Origin of the sequence: Streptomyces sp. NPDC050263 (genome assembly GCF_040655955.1) — a bacterium.
Lineage (GTDB): Bacteria > Actinomycetota > Actinomycetes > Streptomycetales > Streptomycetaceae > Streptomyces.
The window spans coordinates 41,541-61,291 of sequence record NZ_JBFAKW010000027.1 but is presented as its reverse complement, the minus strand read 5'-3'; the positions used below and the strand labels follow the sequence as shown (position 1 = coordinate 61,291).

15 protein-coding genes and 1 riboswitch are annotated in these 19,751 nt (G+C 71.2%); of the genes, 7 read left to right on the top strand and 8 right to left on the bottom strand.

Annotated features, from left to right (window positions below; translation table 11 throughout):
* Window positions 1-194: 194 nt before the first annotated feature.
* Window positions 195-1,406 carry a fumarylacetoacetase gene (gene fahA / locus AB0J04_RS15285; RefSeq protein WP_363168906.1) on the bottom strand — a complete coding sequence of 404 codons (1,212 nt, stop codon included), beginning with the start codon at window positions 1,404-1,406 and terminating at the stop codon, window positions 195-197.
* A gap of 301 nt (window positions 1,407-1,707) precedes the next feature.
* Between fahA and AB0J04_RS15280 the strand changes: the two genes are divergently transcribed.
* Window positions 1,708-2,943: a DegT/DnrJ/EryC1/StrS family aminotransferase gene (locus tag AB0J04_RS15280; RefSeq protein ID WP_363168888.1), complete on the top strand. Its 1,236-nt coding sequence runs from the start codon at window positions 1,708-1,710 to the stop codon at window positions 2,941-2,943.
* Window positions 2,936-5,395, top strand: a complete 2,460-nt coding sequence (locus AB0J04_RS15275; RefSeq protein WP_363168886.1) for a lipopolysaccharide biosynthesis protein — start codon at window positions 2,936-2,938, stop codon at window positions 5,393-5,395. The genes AB0J04_RS15280 and AB0J04_RS15275 overlap by 8 nt, the downstream gene beginning before the upstream one ends.
* A 116-nt stretch (window positions 5,396-5,511) precedes the next feature.
* Here the strand turns inward: AB0J04_RS15275 and AB0J04_RS15270 are convergent, their stop codons facing one another.
* The 6 genes from AB0J04_RS15270 to AB0J04_RS15245 form a co-directional block, all read right to left on the bottom strand.
* Window positions 5,512-6,615, bottom strand: a complete 1,104-nt coding sequence (locus AB0J04_RS15270) for a glycosyl hydrolase (RefSeq protein WP_363168885.1) — start codon at window positions 6,613-6,615, stop codon at window positions 5,512-5,514.
* 77 nt (window positions 6,616-6,692) lie between these two features.
* Window positions 6,693-7,226 (bottom strand): hypothetical protein, encoded by a 534-nt coding sequence (locus AB0J04_RS15265; protein WP_363168884.1) that lies wholly within the window; start codon window positions 7,224-7,226, stop codon window positions 6,693-6,695.
* A gap of 33 nt (window positions 7,227-7,259) precedes the next feature.
* Window positions 7,260-9,170, bottom strand: coding sequence for a hypothetical protein (locus AB0J04_RS15260; RefSeq protein WP_363168883.1), 1,911 nt, complete (start codon window positions 9,168-9,170; stop codon window positions 7,260-7,262).
* A 101-nt stretch (window positions 9,171-9,271) separates the two neighbouring features.
* Window positions 9,272-10,102 carry a polysaccharide deacetylase family protein gene (locus AB0J04_RS15255; RefSeq protein WP_363168882.1) on the bottom strand — a complete coding sequence of 277 codons (831 nt, stop codon included), beginning with the start codon at window positions 10,100-10,102 and terminating at the stop codon, window positions 9,272-9,274.
* Window positions 10,099-11,595, bottom strand: coding sequence for a glycosyltransferase (locus tag AB0J04_RS15250; RefSeq protein ID WP_363168881.1), 1,497 nt, complete (start codon window positions 11,593-11,595; stop codon window positions 10,099-10,101). Before AB0J04_RS15250 ends, AB0J04_RS15255 begins: the two co-directional genes overlap by 4 nt.
* Before the next feature lie 30 nt (window positions 11,596-11,625).
* Entirely contained in the window at window positions 11,626-12,690 is a 1,065-nt protein-coding gene (locus AB0J04_RS15245) for a GNAT family N-acetyltransferase (RefSeq protein ID WP_363168880.1), read from the bottom strand.
* A 258-nt stretch (window positions 12,691-12,948) separates the two neighbouring features.
* Here AB0J04_RS15245 and AB0J04_RS15240 point away from each other — a divergent pair, with 258 nt between their 5' ends.
* The gene (locus AB0J04_RS15240; protein WP_363168879.1) at window positions 12,949-13,773 is read left to right on the top strand and encodes an HAD family hydrolase; all 825 of its coding nucleotides are present in this window, start codon (window positions 12,949-12,951) and stop codon (window positions 13,771-13,773) included.
* Between the two features lie 39 nt (window positions 13,774-13,812).
* On the opposite strand, the gene AB0J04_RS15235 is transcribed toward AB0J04_RS15240, so the two are convergent.
* Entirely contained in the window at window positions 13,813-14,295 is a 483-nt protein-coding gene (locus AB0J04_RS15235) for a transglycosylase SLT domain-containing protein (protein ID WP_363168878.1), read from the bottom strand.
* 5 nt (window positions 14,296-14,300) lie between these two features.
* Window positions 14,301-14,528, bottom strand: a riboswitch (cyclic di-AMP (ydaO/yuaA leader).
* 668 nt (window positions 14,529-15,196) lie between these two features.
* On the opposite strand from AB0J04_RS15235, the gene AB0J04_RS15230 reads away from it, so the two are divergent.
* From AB0J04_RS15230 to AB0J04_RS15215, 4 genes are all read left to right on the top strand, one after another.
* Entirely contained in the window at window positions 15,197-16,207 is a 1,011-nt protein-coding gene (locus AB0J04_RS15230) for a polyprenyl synthetase family protein (protein WP_363168877.1), read from the top strand.
* A 254-nt stretch (window positions 16,208-16,461) separates the two neighbouring features.
* The gene (locus tag AB0J04_RS15225; RefSeq protein WP_363168876.1) at window positions 16,462-17,739 is read left to right on the top strand and encodes a DUF2092 domain-containing protein; all 1,278 of its coding nucleotides are present in this window, start codon (window positions 16,462-16,464) and stop codon (window positions 17,737-17,739) included.
* Between the two features lie 53 nt (window positions 17,740-17,792).
* Window positions 17,793-18,764: an ABC transporter ATP-binding protein gene (locus AB0J04_RS15220; RefSeq protein WP_363168875.1), complete on the top strand. Its 972-nt coding sequence runs from the start codon at window positions 17,793-17,795 to the stop codon at window positions 18,762-18,764.
* On the top strand, window positions 18,751-19,731 hold the full coding sequence (locus AB0J04_RS15215; protein ID WP_363168874.1) for an ABC transporter permease: 981 nt from the start codon (window positions 18,751-18,753) through the stop codon (window positions 19,729-19,731). The genes AB0J04_RS15220 and AB0J04_RS15215 overlap by 14 nt, the downstream gene beginning before the upstream one ends.
* Window positions 19,732-19,751: the final 20 nt, after the last annotated feature.

The window sequence follows — 19,751 nt, the reverse complement described above, 5'->3', positions numbered from 1 at the left end:
GGTGCGTACCGCGTACCCGCTTGCGTGCGGCCTGCCGCGGGCGGCGGGCTCGGCGGGAGGACCGTGCCCGCCGCCAGTATGACGGGGGTTACTCCGGGAGTCAGCCCACGACGACGCTCCGATTCAGCACCGGCAGCCCTGCCGGGTTTCGCTCGTCGCCACTCAGTCCACCGCTCATCCCGTCACGCGCCCCGTCACCCGGCGGTCACTCGCCCGCTCACCTCGCCCAGGCCCACCCGGGTGCCGCCGGGGCCGGGGGCCCACGCCGACAGGGTCACCACGTCACCGTCCTCCAGGAAGGTCCTTTTCCCGTCGGGGAGTTCCAGCGGGTCACGGCCGTTCCAGGTCAGCTCCAGGAGGGAGCCCAGCTCGCGCGGGTTCGGGCCGCTGACCGTGCCCGAGCCGTACAGGTCGCCGGTGCGCAGGGAGGCGCCGTTGACCGTGAGGTGGGCGAGTTGCTGGGCGGCCGTCCAGTACATGCTGGAGAAGGGCGGCTCGGAGACGACGTGACCGTTGAGCGCGATGGCGATGCGCAGGTCGTAGCCGGCGGGTTCGGCAGCCGCGTCGTCCAGGTAGGGGAGCAGGGGATGGGTCCGCTCCGGGGGCGTCACCCGTGCGTTCTCCAGGGCGTCGAGCGGGGTGATCCAGGCCGAGACCGACGTGGCGAACGACTTGGCGAGGAACGGGCCGAGGGGCACGTACTCCCAGGCCTGGATGTCGCGGGCCGACCAGTCGTTGAGCAGGCACAGGCCGAAGACGTGCTCGCGGAACTCGGTCAGCGCGACCGGGGCGCCCTGGCGCGAGGGCACGCCGACGACGAAGCCGACCTCGGCCTCGATGTCGAGCCGTACGGACGGGCCGAAGGCGGGGGCCGCGTCGGCGGGCGCCTTGCGCTGGCCCGACGGGCGGACGACGTCCGTGCCGGAGACGACGACCGTGCCGGCCCGACCGTGGTAGCCGATCGGCAGGTGCTTCCAGTTGGGCAGGAGCGTGTCACCGGCGTCCGGGCGGAAGATCGCGCCGGCGTTCCGGGCGTGGTGTTCGGAGGAGTAGAAGTCGACGTAGTCGGCGACCTCGAAGGGGAGGTACAGGGTCACCGACGAGAGGGGGTGGAACAGGGGTTCGACGACGGGACGGTGGGACGGGTCCGTCACCCACTCCGTCAGATCGCGGCGCACCTGCGACCAGACCTTTCGGCCCGCCGCCAGCAGCGGGTTGAGGGTCGGCGCCATGAGCAGCCCGGCGTGGGGCGAGCCGAGCGCACGGGCAGCCGCGCCCACGTCCAGGACATGGTCACCGAGCCGGACGCCGACGGTCTGCTCCGCGGAGCCCGGGAGGGAGAAGACGCCGTACGGGAGATTGTGCGGACCGAAGGGATCGCCCTCGGGAAGATCGAAGGGGGGCATCGGGTACTGCCTCTCTTTCGTGCGCTCTCTGAAGCTCGCCAGGTCGTGCTCGCCGGACGCCGAGCGGATGTCGCGCGGGTGCGCCGAGCCGCGCCACAGGTTACGGCTGACCTGGTGGAAGTGACATGGGCGCAGGACCGGCGAGGCGGTTCGGGCCGCAGCGCTCCGCGTCAGGCCGCTCACCGGAAGTCGTCCACGGGATGGGCCGCATTCTTGACGGAGCGGTGCGAAAGGGGAGACTCTGGGCGGGTGCTGGAAGGCCTCGGGGAGGGGGCTTTCCCCAAGCACAACTGGGGGGCGGATGGCCATAGGGGAGGCCGGCCTCGGGTCGGCGCGGCGTGGCTCACGGCCGAAGCGGCTGGAAGCGACCATGCGCGACAGACTCGGCCGGGAATGCGTGTACGTGCCGTCGTGCAGATTCGGGCTCTTCGTGGCCTTGCGCCACTGGTGCCCGCCCGGCGGGCGCGTACTGATGTCGCCGGTCAACGACGACGTGATCTTCTTCGTCGTGCTCGCGGCCGGACTGCGGCCCGTGCAGGCGCCGTTGAACCCGCTGGACGCGTCGATCGACGTCGATGCCGTGCCCGACGAGGTGTGGGGCTCGCTGTCCGGCGTGCTCACGACGAATCTGTACGGCAATCCGGACGACACCCCGCGCCTGCGGGAGAAGTGCGACGCGCTGGGCATTCCGTTGTTCGAGGACGGGGCGCACGCGATCGGCAGCGAGGTGGGCGGCCGACCGGTCGGGGCCTGGGGCGACGCCTCCGTCTTCAGTCTGTCCAAGCACGTCGGCGCCAAGGCCGGGGGATTCCTGGCCTGTGCCGACCCGGGGCTGCGCGAGGCCCTGGCGAAGACCTGCGAGGACCTGCTGCTGCCGGGGCGGATCACGGCGGAACTCGCCTACACCGTCCGGCCGTACGCGGAGGCGACCGTGCGGGGGCTGCGGCTGAGGCGGGCCGCCTGGGCCACGATGCGACTGCTCGGGCTGATGGAACGGGAAGGGATCCGGATGCCGCTGCGGCCGGCCGAACTGGCCAGAGCCGTCGAGGCCGCGCCGGACCTCGCCGCACACGATGCGTGGATCCGCGTCGACATGCACGACTACCGGCTCCGTTCGGGACCGCTGAGAGCGGGCCGCGTCGCCCGCAAGCTCGGCCACCTGGACGAAGTGCTGGCCGCCTGCCGGGCGGGCACGGAGCTGCTGTCGTCCACACCGTGGGCGCAGCCCGGCGCATCCCGTGCCGACCGCGTCCAACCCCTGTTCCGGGTGCCCCTGTTCGTCGCCGACCGGGATGCCGCGAGGGCGGCGCTCGCGCGGCGGGGCATCGTCGTCGGGTATCTCTATGACCCGCCTCTGGACGACTACGCGGGTCCCGCCTTCACCGACCCCTCGCCCGATCCCGCCGGCGCCCGCTGGTTCGCCAGGCACGCGCTGCCCGTGGATCCGCTGCGGGCCAGGCAGGTCGTCGAGGTGCTCCAGGACTCCGGCATACGGCCGGCCGAGGCGCCGGGAGGGCTGGAGCCGACCCGTGGCTGACACGCAGGCCGAGATCCAGGTACCCGAGCCGTCGGCGCCGGCCGCTGGAAAGGAGACGACCGGTCCGGCGCCGGCCGACAGCAGCCGTGGCTCCGATTCGCTGTTCCGCAACGCCTACTTCCTGATGCTCAGCACAGGCGTCTCCGCCGTGCTGGGCCTGGGCTTCTGGCTGGTGGCCGCGCGCTACTACTCCGAGGAGGCGGTCGGACAGGGCTCGGCCGCGATCGCGGCGATGCGGCTGCTCGCCAGCATCACGGCGACGACGATGATCGGCGCGGTCGTCCGTTTCGTGCCGCGTGCCGGCCGGGCCACCGGCTCGCTGGTGTGGCGGGCGTACGCGGCCAGTTCGGTGGTCGTCGCCGTCGCCGCCTTCGCTTTCCTGTTCACCCTCGATCTGTGGGGGGCGACGTACGCGCCGCTCGGCACGGCGGCGGCCGGGGCGACGTTCGTCGTCGCGTGCGTGGCGTGGGCGCTGCTCACGCTCCAGGACGGGGTGCTCACCGGACTGCGCAGATCGGGGTGGGTGCCCGTCGGCAACGCGGTGTTCTCGATCGGCAAGCTGATCCTGCTGGTCTTCTTCGCGACCGCGCTGCCGGTGCTCGGGATCTTCGTGTCGTGGGCCGTCGCGATCGCGTTCTCGACGCTCCCGCTGGGCTGGTTGATCTTCCGTCGGCTGATCCCGCGCCAGGCCGCCGCCGACCGCGACCTGGAACCTCCGCAACTGCGCGAGATGGGCCGCTTCCTGGCCGGGGACTCGCTGGGCGCGCTGTTCAGCCTCGCGATGATCAACCTGCTGCCGGTGATGGTCGCCGTGCGCTTCAGCGCGGCGGAGAACGGCTACTTCTACGTGGCGTACACCGTCGGCGGCACGATGGAGTTCATGGCCATCAACATGGCCTCCTCGCTCACCGCGCACGCCTCGCACGACCCGCGCCATCTCGCCGACGGCGTGCGTGGGGCGCTGCGCCGGATGACGTTGCTGCTGGTGCCGGTGGTGCTGGTGCTGGTGCTGTTCGCCCCGCAGATCCTGCTGCCGTTCAACGAGGACTACGCGGAGCACGGCACCACCGTCCTGCGGCTGCTGGCGGCGGGGGCGCTGCCCCGGGTCGTGGTCGAGCTGTACATCGGGGTGCTGCGCGTGCAGGGCCGGACCGGAGTGCTTGCCGCGCTCCAGGGCGCCATGTGCACGCTGGTGCTGGGCAGCGCGGCCATGCTGTTCGCCCCGGCCGGGATCGCGGGCGCGGGCTGGGCGGTGCTGCTCAGCATGACCCTGATCGCCGTCGTGTCCGCCTTCGGTCTGCGTTCGGCGCTGCGCCGGACCGACCGCGGGCCGGCCGGCAGGTCCGGCGCCGCCCCGGCCTATGGCACCCGCTGGGCGCGGCTGAACGCCACCGCCGGGTACGGCACGGCCGGGTACGGCACGAACTGGGCGCGCCGGGCGGCGTACGAGCGGGAGGGCGTCGACGAGGACACGGTCACGCTGTTCATAGGGCGGCCGGGGTACGAACGCGAGGCGCTCCAGGCGGACACGCTGGCGCTGATCGTGCGGCCGCCGCACGGATCCGGGGCGAAGGAGAAGGGCGAGAGGCAGGACGGGCTGACAGGGGAGGCTGCGGTGGAGCGTGACTCGTCGGCCGGTGCCGGTGCCGGTGCCGGTGCCGGGGCAGGGGCCGGCACCAGCACCAGGGAGCGGTGGACGGCAGGCGTCCTGTGGGGGCTGCTCGGGGTGACCACCGTCGTCTACTGGGCGGCGCTGCGCGATCTGCCGTGGCTTGACGGCCCGTCCGCGGACGTGCTGACCGGACGACAGCTGCTGGCGGCGCTGCCGCTCACGGGGCTCGTCGCGGGCGGCCTGCTGCTGGTGGTGTTCGTCGGCTCGGTGACCCTGCGGGCCGCGCGCGGCGCATGGCTGCCGGGGACGGCACTGGGCTCGGCCCTGCTCGCCCTGTACGCCGTCCCCGTGGCCTTCGGCTGGGAACCGACACCGGTGGGCGGGACGTTGTACGCGGAGACGGCCCGATTCCTCGCGCGAGGGGTGGGGCTCGACGGGCCCGAGCCGTTGTTGCGCTGGGCGCCGCCGGTCGCGCAGTTGTCGTCCCTCATACCGCTGTGGCTGCTGCTCACGCGCGTGGGCAGGCGCTTGACGTGGCCGGGGCGCTGGGGAGTCCTGTATCTCGTCGCGCTGGGCGGCTGGGTGTGGCGGCAGGAGCTTGCGCCGATCGCCGTGCCCGCGTTCGTCGTCCTGGCGCTTGCCGCGATGGCCGCCGCAGTGGTCGCGTCGCTCTCCGCCCGGGCCCGCGCGAAGGCGGCCGCGGTGGCGCGGGCGCGGGGTGCCGCCGACGGGAGAACTGCCGGTGCCGGCGGGAGAGATACCGACGGGAGCGGCAGCGGGAGCGTGACCGTGGAAGAGCTGCCGACGAGACGGCTGTCGTCAGGACGGCCGCCGACCTGACGACAGTGACGTGACAGCCGCTCGCGTGACGGCCGTCATCGGGGCCGGAGCTGCTGTCAGCGGGACGGCCGTCGGCGTGACGGCCGTCGGCGTGACGGCCGTCGGTGGGGCGGCCGTCAGCGGGAGGGGACCGGCTGGTGGAAGTAGCCGTTCTTGCCGGCCTCCCGATAGCCGTCCAGACCGGGGCCCTCGTTGACGGTCAGGTCACACGCGGCCTTCTCGGAGGTCGGCCGGTTCCAGTGCACCAGCGCCTTCACCTCGGGAAGCTTCTTCACGGCGGCGGGGATCTGGGTGTACCAGTCGCGCTGGCGCAGCGGGGCGCCGGCGTCCGGTGCGGTGGCGAACTCCGCGAGCATCACCGGCTTTTCGTCGCTGATGTTCGCGCGCAGCCAGTCGTAGCTGGGCTGTTGGCTGCGCAGGAAGTCCTTCCAGTCGGTGGTGCCGTGGCACTGGTAGTAGTTGTACTGGTCCATGGCGATCCAGTCGACGTACTCGTCGCCGGGGTAGAGGGCCTTCATGTCGGCCGCGCTGCCGAGGTAGCCGGAGACGGTCCAGACCCACACGACGTTGTCGGCGCCCAGTTCACGGAACCGGTCGCGAACATGCCGGTAGGCCGCGACGAACTCCGCCGGGGTGCCGGCGCCCTCCTTGATGCGGGCGTCGGTCTCCTGGTCGAAGGAGAGGAAGACCCGTTTGCCGTAGGCCTTGATGCGCCGGATCTGCGGATCCAGGATCTTCTTGTCGAACTTTCCGGAGGCGATGTTCTTCCAGCCGAGCTGGGTCTCCGTCCAGTTCTCGTGGTGCGGCTCGGTCCAGACGGTGGACTCCCAGGCCAGCATCAGCAGCCTGTCCTTGCCGAGTTCCTGTTCCTCGGGGGTGAGCAGTTCCCCGTCGAGCTTGGTGCCCGACATGTCGTGGTAGTTGTAGACGAGGTCCAGCTTGCGGCCGATCCGCTTCTCGAAGCCGAGCACGGCGTCCTTGAGCGAGCCGTTCTCGGCGTACGGCACAGCGGCGCCCCACCAGGCGCCGCAGGGCGGGATCAGGGCGTCGGTGGGGGCGCAGGGACCGGTGGGCAGCTCGCCGGAGGCCGCGTTGTCGGGCAAGGCGTCCGCGCTCGACTCAGGGTCCTCGCTCCGGCTCGCCCAGATGCCGAGACCGGCGATCAGCGCGGCCACCGCCACCAGCACCACGGCCGTGTAGCTGCGCCTTGCACCTCCCATCTCCCTCACCTCACTGTCTCCCACCCCGTATAAGTCGGACGGCGACTTGCGTGGTCCGCGCAGCCGGTGTCGGCCCGTCATATGTCACTACCGCCTGAGGGCCTGCGCTTGACTCTGGTGCGTTCGACCGCGCCGCGCCGGGCGGCGGGCAGCGGCAGTCCCGGGAGGGCCGCGGTGATCGTGGTGAAGGCGGCGAGCGAGACGAGGAAGGCGGTCATCGAGAAACCCCGCACCAGGAACAGCGAGGTGGCGGTGAGCACGCCGAGCGAGAGGCTGACGGGCGCGGTGAGCGCGATGGCCTCCAGCCGGGCGCCGGAGGCCAGCTTGCCCGGCTGCGGATACAGCGCCGCGCAGCCCGGGCCGAACAGGACGAAGAGAAGTACCGGGATCCAGCGCAGCGGCGAGGGGCCGGGAACGGCGGTGGCGGCCAGCGCGAGCCAGCCGGACGCCGCGACGAGGACTCTGAGGTGAGTCGAGGTGACCCACGGGCCCCTTGCATCCCTTATGTCCTTGGCGTCCATTGAACCTCTTGTGCCCCTTGCGCCCTCGGTCTCTTCGGCGCTGTCCGGGCTGTCGATGCTGTCGATGTCCTCGGAGTTCGTGGTCGTCACTTCGATCACCTTGGGGTCAGTCATCGGGGTCGGTCACGGAGCGGGCGGGCGGTACTCCAGGACGACGCCGTACGGATGGCTCTCGATGGTCCGGAAGAGCGGCGAGACGGACAGCTTCCAGCGCAGCGTCTCGAAACCGCCGGGCGGCAGCAGACCCTCTCCGGCGGTGTAGATGTCCTGGGTGCGGGTGAGGACGACGTACGCCTTCTCGCCCGGCGGGATGCCCTTGGCGAGGTAGGCGGCCGGGTCCTCCAGCATCTTCTCGTTCTCCGGCAGCGCCTGTTCGGCGAAGAACCAGTGGTCGAGTCGGTCGTAGCGGTGGAGCGCCTGCGGGAAGGAACCGCTGGTGGCGAGGATCAGCGAGCCGTCGGGTGCGTCGTCGAGGGTCTTGGTGACGAGCGCGGTCTCCTCGGGCGGCGTGTAGAACATCTTCTCCTTGCCGTAGTAGGACGGCAGGAAGCCGGCCAACAGCAGCAGCAGGACGGCCGGCAGGGCGACGGCCGCGATCCTGCGCCGCAGCGCCTTCGCCCTGCTGCGGTGGGTCCCGGCGACGGCCGGCACGAGCGCGGCGGCGGCGAAGAAGGCGCCACCGGGCAGGGCGAACAGGTAGACGCGGAAGAGCATCTCGCCGCCGTAGTCGTTGACGGCGAACAGCGGCACCGGGGCGACGGACACCAGCAGCAGCGGCAGCGCGCTGCGGGTCAGCCGGCGCCGCAGCACCACGGCGGCCCCGGCGAGGACGGCGATGGCGAGCACCATCGCCACGTTGGCGGTGCCCGCGAGTTCGGGGCCGGGGCCGGTGAGCTGCCCCGCGTAGCCCGCGCGGGAGTTCTCCGTCAGCTCGCCGATCGACTTCCCTATGGTGGCGAGCGTCTCGACGAACAGCGGTCGCCCCATGGTCAGGTCCCAGGTGAGCATCAGCAGCGCGGCGACGATCAGCAGCCCGTAGTTGCGGTAGCGGCGGGTGAAGCTGAGCGCGAGCAGCGAGATGGTGAGCATCACCGGGGTGAGCTGGTGCGTGGCGTTGATGGCGGCGATCAGCGGGGCCAGGATCACCACGCACACCGCGCGTTGCCTGGGCCCGGTGGGCGGCGGGACGGGGGCGGCCACCGGGTCGAGATAGGTGCGGTCCCGCAGCCGTCCGGCGGAGCCCGGCCGTACGAAGTGCCGCAGCACCACCGCGAGGACCGTCAGATGGAGCAGGTAGGCGAGCGCCTGCGGGGCGAAGTAGTCCTGGCCCACCCAGTTGGCGAGCTGGAAGGTCCAGACTGCGGTCCAGATCAGCCGCCAGTCCTCGCAGAAGGTGCGGTAGATCAGGACCAGCACCGGCATCATCAGCAGGCCGACGACGATCGGCGCCCAGTTGGCGTAGGCGGCGGCGCTCTGCACGCCGAAGGCGCGCACGAGGCCCGCGTTGAGCGTGAAGAAGCCCGGCCACTGGTCGTAGGCGGACATGTTGCCCGAGAGCGCCGCGCCCGGTCGCAGCTCACCGTTGGCGAGCAGCGTGTTGACGATCGCGTCGTGCTTGGAGGCCCACGGGTAGCGGATCGCGTCGTACAGGATCGCCGGGGGCGCCTTGAGGGCGAACAGCAGTGCGGCGCAGTGCGCGGCCGGCCACCAGGGTGCGGTGCCCGCGCGCCGCAGACTGAGCACGAAGCCCGCCGTGAGGACCAGCAAGGAGAGGTAGTAGGCGGCCGGGAGACGGTCCAGCAGGCCGTAGTCGCCCATCTCCCGGAAGCCGATGCGGGGCAGCGCGTACACCCAGAGCCCGGTGGCGAGCAGCAGCGTCAGCAGGGCCGCGTCCGGCGGACGGAGCGGGATCCGCCGGCGCCGCGAACTGCGGTCGTCGTGTCCGGCCGGGGCCGGACCGCCCGGTCCGGTGGAGAGCTCGGGGGTGGGCAGCTCGCTGCTCTCGGTGCTCGGTACGGGCACGTGTTGTGGCACGTCGAGGCTCCCCTCCCTCAAGCCAACTATAGGAATTTTCTCTTCTTTTCACACCAAAATCGTTGAACCCGGCTCAACCCGCGAACATCAACCCGCGAACATCAACCCGCGAACATCGGCCCCCGCACCACGGCGCGGGCCCGGCGGTACCACCGCCAGCCGACCGTCTTCGGTCCGTCGCGATAGGGGGCGACCCGGGCGCCGGAGCCCGCCAGCCAGCCCTCGACGTCGGCGAGGGTGTGGCCGCGACGCACGATGAGCCGGGCGATGCGGTGGAGCTCGTCGCGGTCCGAACTGAGCGCGTGCCGCACGGCGGTGGCCGTCTCGTAGCCCGCGGCGGACGCCATGCGTCGCACCCGGCCGCTGTTGTAGCCGTGCGGGTAGGCGAGATGGCGGACGCGGTGACCGAGGGCGTCCTCCAGTACCGAGCGCGACGCCCTCAGTTCGTGCGCGAGCGCCCGGGGCGCGAGGGTGTCCAGCTGCGCGTGCGTGACGGTGTGGCTGCCGACCTCCATGCCGTACTGCTCCAGCCGCGCCGCCTGCGCCAGCCCCATCATCGGGGCGGGCGGCAGCAGGCTGCGGCCGCCCGGGGCGATGGCGCCGGTGGTGAGGTAGGCGGTGGCGGACAGCCCGCGGCCGGCCAGCGCCTCGGCGGTCGCACCGGGCAGGTCGGCGAAGCCGTCGTCGAAGGTGAGCAGCACCGGCCGGGACGGTAGCGGCGCCCGCCCCGCGAGGTGGTCGGCGAGCGCGCTGATCGTGACGGGCGTGCGGCCGCTGTCGACGACGGCGTCCAGGTGCTCGCCGAACTGCTTCGGGCTGACGGTGAACTCGGCGATCCAGTCGGGCGGATCCTCCATCACGGCGTGGTAGAGGAACACGGGGATGCTGCTGACGCTGCCGTCTGTGCCGGCTCTGTGCGCTGCCCCCGTCATCGCGCCGCACCGCTCGATCGCGCCGCACTGTTCGATCGTGCAGCACTGCTCGGCAGTGCAGCACCGCTCGATGGCGTTGCGCCGCCCGATCGTGCAGCGCCTCGCAGCCGCAGCCGCAGCGCGCGCCGGGCCCGTAGATAGCCCAGCGGCCCGTAGAGCATCCCGCGCCGCTGGAGTCGGGACAGCCGTCCGGGCCAGGCGTGCGTCCGGTCGTCGTGGCCGCCGGGCGCGCCCCCCGACGCACCCTCCACGCGCTCCGACGCGCCCCCCGCCTCCCGGCTCGCCGTCAGTGTTCGGGCGTAGGCCAGCCCGCGGGGCAGCCGGGCCAGGAAGGCGGGCAGCAGGCCGGGGCGGTTGACGAGGATCGCCGTGAGGTAGGCGGTGAGGCCGGCGCCGTAGCCGTAGGCCTGGGTCTCCAGGTCGCGCCAGGTCTCCCGGTGGTGGTGCCAGACCAGGGCCTGCGGGGTGTAGTGCAGCCGGTGGCCCGCGGCCAGGACGCGGACGAACCCGTAGAGGTCGTCGCCGCCACGCGCGCGCGTGCCCGCACCCGTCGCCGGGTCGAAGCCGCCGACCGACCGCAGCACCTCCGTACGGAAGGCCATGCTCGCGCCGGAGCCGAAGCGGCCCGCGGTGAAGGGGAACAGCGGCTCGTCGGCGGGCGGGTCGTGCGGGTCGTAGGTGCGTGCCGTGAAGCCCTTGGCGAAGCCGCCGTGGCTCTCCAGGAGGACCTGGGCAGGGGTGCGCAGCCGGGCCGGGAGGATCAGGCCGGTGGTGCAGCCGAGGCCGGGATCGGCGACGAAGGGCGCGGTGAGCTCGGTGAGCCAGCGCGGGTCCGCGACGACGTCGTCGTCGGTGAAGGCGATCACCTCGCCGTGCGCGGCCGCCACGCCCATGTTGTGCGCGACGGCGAGACCGGGCACCGGCTCGGTCACGTACCGCACGCGCTCGGCGTACTTGTGTTCGATCAGGTCCCGGGTCGAGTCCGTGACGGGCGCGTTGTCGACGACGATGATCTCGAAGTCGGGGTGGTCCTGGGCGAGGAGCGAGTCGAGCGCGTGGGCGAGTTTCTCGGTGCGTTCGCGCGTGGCGACGACGACCGTGGTGGACGGGACGGGCGGCAGGGCGGGCGAGCGTTCGGGATCCGGCTCCCGCTCAGCCGGCGCCTCAGCCGTTTCACGAGCGGCGAGAGCCATGAGGACGGTCTTCGGGTCGGCGCCCTCCGGTACATGCCCGAGTAGCGTCCCGACCGGCCGTTGCCCCCTCCTGACCAGCACGAACACCTCACCGTGGGTGAGGGGAGGGCTGCCCGGACCGGGTCTGAGCACACCCCCCTCGTCCAGCTCGAGCTCGGCGATCTGCACCGGCCGGATGTCGAGGAACCGCCGTATCTCCTGCCGTGTCTCGTGCCGTATCCCCTGCCGTGTCTCGTGCGGTGTCTCTTGCTGTGTCTCGTGCTGCACGCTCGCGTGCCGCACGCCTCTTGCGCGGAACATGAACCCCCCTAGTTCCATGACCGTCAACCGTCACGACCGGCGCAGCCGGCCCGCGCCCTTCAAGGTCCGTGCGGCCGTCGCGGCGAGCCTCGGCCGGTTGCGCACGAAGTGGTGCGCGCGGCGGGACGGTTCACGGCTGAGCCAGTAGAGCGCGGCGCCCACCCCCGGACGCGTCCACGCTCCCTCGAACACGGGTATCTCCCCGGTCTTCAGCGAGTCCTTGTACTCGGCCGCGCCGCGCCCCAGGTCGAGCAGGCCGATGCCCTCCGCGGCGGCCGACTCGGCCATCCGCAGATGCAGCACCAGACCGGGCGAGAACTTCGCGAACTCCGGGTCGTACGACGGGAACCAGCAGGCCAGGACGGTCGACGAACGCAGTCCGAAGTGCGCGGCGACGGGCCGTTCACCCGCGTAGAGGACGGACAGCGTGCCGGAGCAGTCCGGTGCGCGCGTCTCGGCGAGCGCATCCACGAGCCGGGTGATCCACTCCTGTGCGAACCGGTCCCGGCGGCCGGTCCTGCGGTACTGCGCGGACTTCCAGGCCATGAGCGTGCGCAGCGCGGCCGGGTCGCGTTCGTCGAACACGAACCGCAGCTCCCCGACCTGCCGGCCGAGCTTGCGCTCCTTGGCGAGGGTCGTCTTCAGGAACTTCGGTGACTGGGCGCGCAGCACGGACTCGTAGGTCTCGTAGCCCTTCTCGACGTCGATGACATAGGCGGCGTACTCCGCGGCCGCGTGCGGGGCGAACAGCCCCTGCTCCGCCTCCAGGTTGTCGAAGGCGAAGCTCGTCAGGGAGCACGCCCGCATCAGTTCGTCGGCGTTCAGCCCGAGGCCCGGGGCCAGCACCGCGCCTTGTGCGTCCGAGACGCCGTACGCGAGGGCCTGGCCGCGGCCGAGCCTGTTTTGCTCATGGGGCAGGAAGCCGACCGGCTCGCGCCCCTCATACACCACCCCCACACGTGCGCGTGGCCGTACGAGGCCCACGGCGTCGGTGAACTCCGGTTCCATGAAGGGGTTTCGCGGAAGCGTCGACGCGGCGCGCAGCGCGCGCCACCGCTCCCTCTCCCCCTCGCCGAGGTCCTGCGGCCTCAGCACACGAATGCGCCCACTGCTCAACCTGACCCCCCGATCAAGTCCCCCCTGGACACCTGGACGGTACCGCTCCACCAGGGCGTCGCGGTAGGTAGCGTCCCATGTTGTTGCCAACTGGTGCAGAGGCCTTTAACCGTCCGCTACCCGGCAACGCGCCAGAAAGCCGTTTCTTTTAAAGGGGAGTTGACAGAACAGGGCAGGACCTGGGCGTCGTTCGGTTTGCGTCGAACCCGAGGGGTGCGGGATCCGTATTCTCTGATCATGGCCGCACCCCTCGCATATGCCGCGCGCACCGCGTACGCCCTGATCGCCACCGACCTGGACGGAACGCTGCTCCGCGGCGACGACACCTTCTCCGACCGGTCGCTCGACGCGCTCGCGCGGGTGGCGGCCGCCGGCGCACGCCACCTGGTGGTGACGGGACGGCCCGCGCCCCGCGTGCGGCCGCTGCTCGACCGTCTGCACAGCAGAGGGCTCGCGGTGTGCGGACAGGGCGCGCAGTTGTACGACGCCGGCGCGGACCGACTGCTGTGGTCGGTCACCCTGGACCGGGAGCTGGCGGAGACCGCGCTGGGCAAGATCGAGGCGGAGGTCGGGCAGCTGTACGCGGCCGTGGACCAGGACGGCGTCGACGGGCTGACGCTCATCGAGCCGGGCTATCTGATGCCGCACCCGACGCTGCCCGCGCTGCGCGTCGGCCGGCGGGACGACCTGTGGTGCGAGCCGATCAGCAAGGTGCTGCTGCGCCATCCCACCCTGTCCGACGACGAGTTGGCTTCGACGGCCCGCTCGGTGGTCGGCTCGCTCGCCACCGTCACCATGTCGGGGCCGGGCACGGTCGAGCTCCAGCCCTGCGGGATCACCAAGGCGACGGGCCTGGCCCTGGCCGCCGAACACCTCGGTCTGCGGCCCGAGGACACCGTCGCGTTCGGGGACATGCCCAACGACATCCCGATGTTCGACTGGGCCGCGCACGGTGTCGCCATGGCCAACGCCCACCCCGAGCTCAAGGCCGTGGCCGACGAAGTGACGACGTCGAACGAGGACGACGGCGTGGCCGTCGTCCTCGAACGAATGTTCCCGTAAGTCGGGGTGTCGCTATGCGTCCGCAGGTGAACGGTGCTGTCAGTACGCGCCGAACACGTTGTCGATCGAGCCGTAGCGCGCGGCCGCGTAGTTGCAGGCGGCGGTGATGTTGGCGACCGGGTCGTAGGAGTTCCACGAGGTGCCGGAGACGTGGTAGGCGCGGAAGGTCGGGTCGATGACCTGGAGCAGCCCCTTGGACGGGATGCCCGCAGCCGCGTTGGAGTCCCAGAGGTTGATGGCGTAGGGGTTGCCGGAGGACTCACGGATGACGTTGCGGTAGATGCCGTTGTACGTCCCCGGGATGCCGTGCTGCGCCATGACGTGGAGCGAGGCGCGGATCCAGCCGTCGAGGTTGTTGGCGTAGCCGAGGCTGGTGGCGGTGACGACGGTCGGCGTCGCCGCGGAGGCGGTGGCGGAGCCGAGGATCGGGAGGGCGAGCACGGCCGCGCCGGTGGCGGCGACGGCGATCGTGCGGGCGAGACGGGTGCGGCGGGTGCGGCGCGGCTGAGCGGCAGCGGACATGACGAAGTTCCTCTCCGGCGCCTGCGAGGTGAGCTGTCGGGTTCGGGCGGGAGCTGCCCGGCCACGTCCTGACGGACGCGACTTCACCCCAAGCCGTACCGATGTGTCCAAAACATCCTGAAAATCCAAGACGTCCGGAAATTCGGTTCGGCGGCCTACCTGGTTCCCCCGCTCCTGCCGTGCGGTTCTCGATGGGTGTTCCGGGCGGCGGCAGGATTCGGCGTCCGCCCGACAGGCCGGGAACGTATGCGAGAGCACATGTCCGGAACAAGTGGCAGATTCACAGATCACCCCTATTGACCTTGGTCTGTGACCTATGGGGTGCTTGATCCTTTGTGGGTGCAAAGCCCCAACTTGCTTGAGGTGTGCGGGGAAACGGCGCACGGCGTGCGGGTGTCGGCCGGGCGTCGGGAGTGAGCCAAGTCACCAGCAATCACAAGAGTGGCGAATCGGGCATTCACCTCAACTCGTATTTAAAGGAAGGGCAAAAGGATGGGATTGGAATTAGTCCGATTTGCCCTGCCGTGCTGGGGTTGGCCGGATTGCTCGGACGGCCCGGCGGCAGGGGTGCGGCGCGCCGGCGTGATGCGCGGGCCCGTGTGTGGTGGGAAGTGGCGGGAAATGGTCCCGGGATGTGCCGACGCCACCCGGCGGGCATGAATCACTACTACCTGGTAACTCGATAGGAGTTCGTTCATATGGGCTGATCAGAAACATAACGGGCCGGATCCGGCGTGGCTCGGCCGGGCGGGACGCCCCTCCGGCGGGCCCATTCGAGCCTGCGTGACGTGGGGGCTATCGGTGATCGAAACGTGACCGGATACGCTGACTTGAGTGATGGCAGCGACCTATCGACAAACCGCGTAACCGCCAGTGGACACCAGCAGACAGGAGACCCCTCGTGACCGTCGTCGGGCCGTTCGGGCTGAGCGTGCGGGACCAGGCTCTGGAAGCCGATGTCCAGGCCGGATTGGCGGCTGTCGAGGAAGGCTTGCTCGAGGCCACCAAGAGTGAGGTCCCGTTCATCACGGAGGCCGCCCAGCACCTCGTACGGGCGGGCGGGAAGCGGTTCCGGCCGCTGCTCGTGGTGCTCGCCTCGCAGTTCGGGGACCCGTACGCGCCGGGGATCGTGCCGTCGGCCGTGGTCGTGGAGCTCACCCATCTGGCCACGCTGTACCACGACGACGTGATGGACGAGGCCGCCGTGCGGCGCGGGGTGCCCAGCGCGAACGCCCGCTGGGGCAACTCCGTCGCCGTCCTCACGGGTGACTTCCTCTTCGCGCGCGCCTCGCACATCCTGGCCGACCTCGGGCCGGAGGCGGTCCGGGTGCAGGCGGAGGCGTTCGAGCGGCTGGTCACCGGACAGATCCTGGAGACGGCCGGGCCGACGGACGGGCGCGACCCGGTCGAGCACTACCTCGACGTGCTCGGCGGCAAGACGGGCTCGCTCGTCGCGGTCGCCTGCCGGTTCGGCGCGATGATGTCGGGCGCCGACGAGACGGTCGTCGACGTGCTGACGCAGTACGGCGAGCGGCTGGGCGTCGCCTTCCAGCTGGCGGACGACGTCCTGGACATCGCCTCCGACTCGCACGAGTCGGGAAAGACGCCCGGGACGGATCTTCGCGAGGGCGTTCCCACGCTGCCGGTGCTGCGGCTGCGGGAGCAAGCGGCGCGGTTGTCGTTGCCCGAGGACATCGCACTGTGCGAGCTGCTGGACTCCGACCTGAGTGACGACGCACGGCTCGCCGAGGCCCTGGAGGCGCTCCGGGCCCACCCGGCGCTGGAGCAGGCCCGCCGGGACACGGTGCGGTACGCGAAGGACGCGCGGGCTGCGTTGGCGCCGTTGCGGGAGTGCGACTCGAAGGCGGCGCTGATGGAACTCTGCGACGCGGTCGTCCACCGAGCCGGCTGACCCCCGCCCACCGGTCTCCGCCCCGTCTCGGCCCGCCAACCCCTACGGGACAGGCGTGGTCCTGGCGCGTTGTGTCATACCGGAGGTGTACGTGGAGTTGAGTCCCCGGGTTGACGCTTCCGAAGAGTGGATTTGGTCAGATGGGAACCACGGAAAACACCACTCCTCACCGATTCGGGTGAGAATGGCGGCTTGGGGTGGGGAAGTTCGGCGCGAGATGACCAGCCGCCGCCGACGACGGAGGTAAGGCACACATGGCACCGAAGGCATCCGACGACACCACGACCGGCGTGGACGCGACCGGTGGGGACGCCGACGACCTGCGCCTCGGACGGCGCAAGGCAGTGCGGTACGTCGTCCCGGTCACCGTGATCGGTGTCGCGGCGGCGACGATCGGGCTGGTCCCGGCGCTCGCCGACTCCGGCGACCCCGACCTGCCGAAGATCACCGCACAGCAACTCCTCGACAAGATCGCCGCCTCGGACGTGCAGCAGCTGTCCGGGACGGTGAAGATCAGCACCGATCTCGGGCTGCCCGACCTCGGCGGACTGGAGAGCGGTCTCCTCTCCGGCGTCGCACAGCAGGGCGGTGACGGATCGTCCGCCGATCCGTCCGCCAAGCTCACCGAGCTCGCCTCCGGCACGCACACCCTGCGCGTCGCCGCCGACGGCCCGGACAAGCAGAAGCTCTCGCTGCTGGAGAACGCCGCCGAATACAGCCTCATCCACAACGGCAAGGACGTCTGGGGGTACGACAGCGCCTCCAACGAGGTCTATCACTCCAAGGTCGACGAAAGCTCCGACAAGGCTGAGACCCCCGTTCCCGCCACGCCCAAGGACCTCACCGAGGACGCTCTGAAGGCGGTCGACGACACGACCTCCGTGACCGTCGACGGCACCGTCCACGTCGCCGGCCGCGACGCCTACAAGCTGCTGGTCAAGCCGAAGCAGGCCGGCTCCACGGTCGGCGCCATCAGCGTGGCCGTGGACGCGAAGACGGGCCTGCCGCTGAAGTTCACGCTGACCCCGGCGAGCGGCGGCGCCGCCGTCGTGGACGCGGGCTTCACCCAGGTCAGCTTCGCCAAGCCCGCCGCCTCCACCTTCGACTTCACCGTCCCCAAGGGCGCGAAGGTCACCGAGGCCGACGCGGCCGACGAGGCCGGCAAGTGGGACGAGGGCGGCGCGCCCGAGTCGGCCCCCGGACTCCCCGCACTCCCCGGCAAGCCCGACGACCTCGGCAAGGACCTCGAGGCGGACCTCGGCGGCACCGACGGCCCCACCGTCATCGGCGAGGGTTGGACGTCCATCGCCACCTTCGACACCGGCGGCGAGGGCGTGCCCTCGGGCTCCGAGGCCGGCGGCGACCTCGGCGGCTTCCTCGACTCCTTCGGCGACAAGGTGAGCGGCAAGTTCGGCTCCGGAACCGTCTTCTCCACCCGCCTGATCAACGCCCTGATGACGGACGACGGCAAGGTCTACGTCGGCGCGGTCACCAAGGACGCCCTCGTGAAGGCGGCGAACGCGGCGAAGTAGAAGTACTACGGGTACTACGGGTACTGGGGATCGGGGCTTCGGTGAGGGCGTCCATGGTCGATGACGGCGACGACGGCAAGGGCGAGGGCGACGCCGTCATCCACACCCGCGCCCTCACCAAGCGCTTCCGCGGCGGCCAACTCGCCGTCGACGGCCTCGACCTGACCGTCCCCGCGGGCAGCGTCTTCGGCTTCCTCGGTCCCAACGGCTCCGGCAAGACCACCACCATCCGCATGCTGATGGGACTCATCGAGCCCACGGCCGGCTCGGCCCGCGTCCTGGGTCGACCCATGCCGCGGGCCGCGCGCACCGTGCTGCCGCACGTCGGGGCCCTCATCGAGGGCCCCGCCCTCTACGGCTTCCTCTCCGGCCGCGACAACCTGCTCCGTTACGACGCCGCCGACCCGACCGCCGACCCGCGCACCCGGCGTGCGCGTGTCACGGCGGCGCTGGAGCGGGTCGGGCTGACGGCCGCCGCCGGCAAGAAGGCGAAGGCGTATTCGCTGGGCATGAAACAGCGTCTGGGCCTCGCCGCCGCCCTCCTCCAGCCCCGTCGTCTGCTCGTCCTCGACGAGCCGACCAACGGCCTGGATCCACAGGGAATGCGCGAGATCCGTTCGCTGATCCGGGAGTTGGCCTCGGAGGGCACGACCGTCTTCCTCTCCTCACACCTGCTCGACGAGATCGAGCAGGTGTGCACCCATGCGGCGGTGATGGCGCAGGGCAGGCTGATCGTCCAGGGACCGGTGGCGGACCTCGCGGCGGGGACACGCGGCCGACTGGTCGTGACGACGCCGGACCTCGCAGACGCCGCCCGGGTGTTGAAGGAGCAGGGAGTGGGCGACGTCGTCGTCGGCGAGGATCTCGTGAGCGCGGAGGCTCCGCCGCCGGACCGCGATCTTGCCGACCTGAACACCGCGTTGGTGACGGCGGGCGTCCGCGTCCGAGGCTTCGGCGTCGAACGGGCCTCTCTGGAGGACGCGTTCGTGGCGCTCACGGGGGAGGGTTTCGATGTCGCAGGCTGAAGCGGCCGAGTCTGACGCCGAGGCGTCGAACCGGAGTCCTGCGCGGACGCCGGCCTCGACCACGACCGCGACCACGATCCCGGCCGCGCCCTCGGCCTCGACCTCGCCCTGGATCTGGACCTTCGGCATCCTCCGCAACGAACTGCTGACCACCTTCCGGCGCTGGCGCACCCTCGCGCTGCTGGGCGTGCTGGCGGCCGTGCCGATCCTGGTCGGGATCGCGGTGAAGATCGAGACGAGCGACGGCTCGTCTGCCGGGCCCGGTGGTGGCGGGGGAGGAGGGGGTGGTGGCGGTGGCCCCGCGTTCATCTCGCAGGTCACCAACAACGGCCTGTTCCTGGTCTTCACCGCGCTGGCCGTGACGCTGCCGTTCTTCCTGCCGATGGCGATCGGCGTCGTCGCGGGCGACGCCATCGCCGGAGAGGCGAACGCGGGGACGCTCCGCTACCTCCTCGTCGCCCCCGCCGGCCGCACCCGCCTCCTGCTGGCCAAGTACGCGACCGTCATGACCTTCTGCCTGGCGGCCACGCTCGTGGTCGCACTGTCGGCGCTGACGGTCGGCGCATTGCTCTTCCCACTGGGCGACCTGACGACGATCTCCGGCACCCGGATCGACTTCGCCGACGGACTGCTCAGGGCGCTGCTGATCGCCCTGGTCGTCGCCGCGTCCCTGATGGGCGTGGCGGCGCTCGGCCTGTTCGTGTCCACGCTCACGAGCAGCGGCATCGCGGCGATGGCCACGACGGTGGGGCTGCTGATCACGGTCCAGATCCTCGACCAGATCCCTCAGCTCCACGCGCTCCAGCCGTACTTCTTCTCGCACTACTGGCTGTCCTTCGCCGACCTGATGCGCGAGCCGGTCTACTGGGACGACCTGCAGAAGAACCTCGGTCTCCAGGCCCTCTACGCGGCCGTCTTCGGCTCGGCGGCCTGGGCGCGCTTCACGACGAAGGACATCACGACCTGACCCCAATGGCCCCAATGGGC